This window comes from Serratia sp. Ag1, assembly GCF_000743355.1.
In the GTDB taxonomy this organism is placed as follows: domain Bacteria; phylum Pseudomonadota; class Gammaproteobacteria; order Enterobacterales; family Enterobacteriaceae; genus Chania.
Map to the genome: position 1 here is coordinate 1 of NZ_JQEI01000020.1, position 2,797 is coordinate 2,797.

At 57.8% G+C, this 2,797-nt stretch carries 3 protein-coding genes; all 3 read right to left on the reverse strand.

Annotated features, from left to right (window positions below; translation table 11 throughout):
• A partial coding sequence (tssJ, locus tag IV04_RS12495) for a type VI secretion system lipoprotein TssJ (protein WP_072010881.1) occupies positions 1-338 on the reverse strand: 338 nt, incomplete at its 3' end.
• Positions 310-1,395 (reverse strand): type VI secretion system baseplate subunit TssG, encoded by a 1,086-nt coding sequence (gene tssG / locus IV04_RS12500; protein WP_037404435.1) that lies wholly within the window; start codon positions 1,393-1,395, stop codon positions 310-312. The genes tssG and tssJ, both read right to left, overlap by 29 nt.
• Positions 1,359-2,797 (reverse strand): type VI secretion system baseplate subunit TssF (tssF, locus tag IV04_RS12505; RefSeq protein WP_037440868.1); only part of this gene is annotated, 1,439 nt, incomplete at its 5' end. The genes tssF and tssG, both read right to left, overlap by 37 nt.

Consider the following 2,797-nt stretch of genomic DNA (forward strand, 5'->3'; position numbering starts at 1 on the left):
ACCACCACGCTGCGGCTGGCCAGCAGGTCGTCTTTCAAAGCGCCATCTCCATCCCCTGCCAGTTGCTGATACACCGTTTTATGGAAAATCTTGTCATCGCGTAATTGATACACCCGCACCAGCACCGGTTCGGAGGCGGAGTTCTCTTCACGCGCGTCGGTATTCAGTGCTTCACGGGCGGTGAAGTCCAGATGCAGGACTTTCACCTGCTTGTAAAACAGTGATTTCGTCGCCGACACGGTGCCGTCCGTCACTGTCTGGGTCAGCCCGCAGCCACTCAGCAATACGGCCAATGCCACCAATCCGATTTTATTTTTCCAGGCGGTAGTTAATAACACGTCGCGTTCCTTCTTGAGGCCTATCAGGGGCCATACCACGGTAATGGCCCAGTTCCACAGTAAAATAATCCGGCATATCGTCCGACGGGCTCTGGTCATCCAGCCCCAGTACCCCGGTCAGACCCAACCTTATCGGTGCTTCACCCAGCACCATGGCAGGCAGCAGAGACGTGGGCACCGTCAGTTGAATGAGAGCGGTATAACGCCACCCCAGATACACCCGCAACAATACCAGAAAATCAGCATACAGCGCCCCTTCCGGTAGCCAGTCATGAGCCTCGTCGCGGTTTGCGGTATGCAGGGAAATCAGCAGTTGACTGTTGGCATCGGTGGCTTCATCCCCCAGTACCTGGTAGCCATCCAGCCAGTTCGCGCCTTCATCGGTGAAGGTCATTGGGGCATCAATGCGCACCGTACGCAGGCAATGAGGCGTTACCTCCGCTTGTGTGTCCGGTGCCAGTAGCCGCACCAGTGCCTGAACGCCCTCGGCGGTTCTGCCCGGTTGACGCATTACCCCCAACAACGCCAAGAAGCGGGAGGTCGGGGTGGCAAAATGCTGCTGTGTGCCGGGAATGCCCATGCCAATCAACCCCAGCAGGCTTTGCGACGTGGGGTCTTTACCACCGGATTCAAAGGTCGCCGGGTACGAATATTTACGCCAGATACGATAAAACTGCGTCATGAACCGGTGGTTGAAGATATCGAGAAACCCCTCCAGCGCCTCATGCCCTTCACGCTGCTGGGTGATATCGTCGATATAGGCAGTGGGCAGCGGTGAGTCAACACCATACAGCCCCATAAAGGTGGTGCGTACCGTTGGCGGTGCATCCGGATGTTCCGCATCCGTTTCCAGCGCTTTCAGCTCGCTGACCGGGAACCCCATGCCCGGCCACGGGCGAAAACGCACCGGGTCGTCCGCCGGGTTGGCGGTGCTGCCGAGTGGCGGTAAGCCGGGCTGTTCCAGCAACTGACAGAAACGGTAAAAGTTAATCCGTCCGATGTCCTGCTCCAGTCGGGCGGTCAGCCGGGGATGCGGCGGGTGTGATTCTCTTCCCATTCCAGGCGTTCTCCTGTCGGTTGCAGTATCAGGGTCAGACGATTAAACAGATGAATATCGGTATACAGCGCAAAGAAGCGACTGAGCATTTCACCGAACAGGCAGATATCCCCAGTACCGGCAAAACCGTTGCTGTCGAGGGTGATTTCGATATGCACCCCACGCAACAGATAGCCGCGTTCAAAACGCTCAATCTCGCTGTGCTTTACTTCAACGATGGCCTGCAGCCGACGGCGGTTCATTTCGCTTTCCGTCCAGTCATACAATGCCAGCGTCCCGCGCAGCACGTCAGCACTGTCCATCATCCACAGGAAGCTGCTGCCCAGATGGCTCAGCACCCGCCAGTGGAAACGGTCACGGTTCGGTGGGTAACAGGGCATTGTCGGCGCAGACAGGTTGCGTATCCGCACATTGGCCCCCGTCGACTTCACTGCGGTGTCCAGTACGGTGCTTTGCAGCGATTTACGCGGCAATTGCCCGTTGGTGCCGGTCAGGCTCAAAGACAGATTTTCGTTCTCTGGCACCTGGTGGTTGTCAAACGCTTCGCCACCCAATATCAGCCAGGTATCGTGCAGGCCCGATGGCCCGCGCTTGACGCGCGTATGATAGTAATATTCCGGCGCATCGTGACGCAGCATACCGCCCTTGTGACGGAAACTGGTGAACGGCACATACACCTGGTGACCGGAGTGCTTGGAGGAAATCACCGCGTCCACCGAGTAAATCTCGGTATAGCCGTCCTGCACACGCATCGGGCGCAGCAGGTATTCGGTCTGTAACGAAGAGAGCGACAGCGGGTCTGACTCGAGTGGGAACAGGTTGATGACCGGCACGCAGTGCAGGCGCAGGTGTTTTTCCGAGAACGAGAAGTCGTGCTCCCAGCGCTTCTCCAGCACCACATCGATTTCAAACCAGGCCAGCTCTGCCGGCAGCTCCACAGAATCCAGCCCGGTCAGCGCAACAAACATGAACTTCTCGCGGAAGGTAAAATACTCCAGCAACAACTGATAGCCACTGAAAGCACTGTCACCTTTCGGCCACAGGGTATCGTTCTTGCCAAAGCCCTGCGGAGCAAAGAACGCATCCAGCGGCTGACGGTCAGCCTGACCCGGCAGACGTATCCACAGTTTGGCCGTATTGAGCGTAAAGGCTTCGTGCAAGGCGCAGGCCAATGGCGCATCGGCATCAAAATAGAGCGGCAGATGGCGCAAGCTGATGCTGCTCCAGTCGGCCAGTTCACCGCAGTGAAAGCGCAGGCGGACCACCGAACGGCCATCTGGCTCGGTATCCAGCACCGCACGGTTTAGGGTGAGCGGCAGCAGTTCGATATCCTGCGTGGTGGTGTAACGGCAGCGTGTCGCCCGTTCCCCGATAGGGCGGGACAGCACTTCAAAGCCTTTGT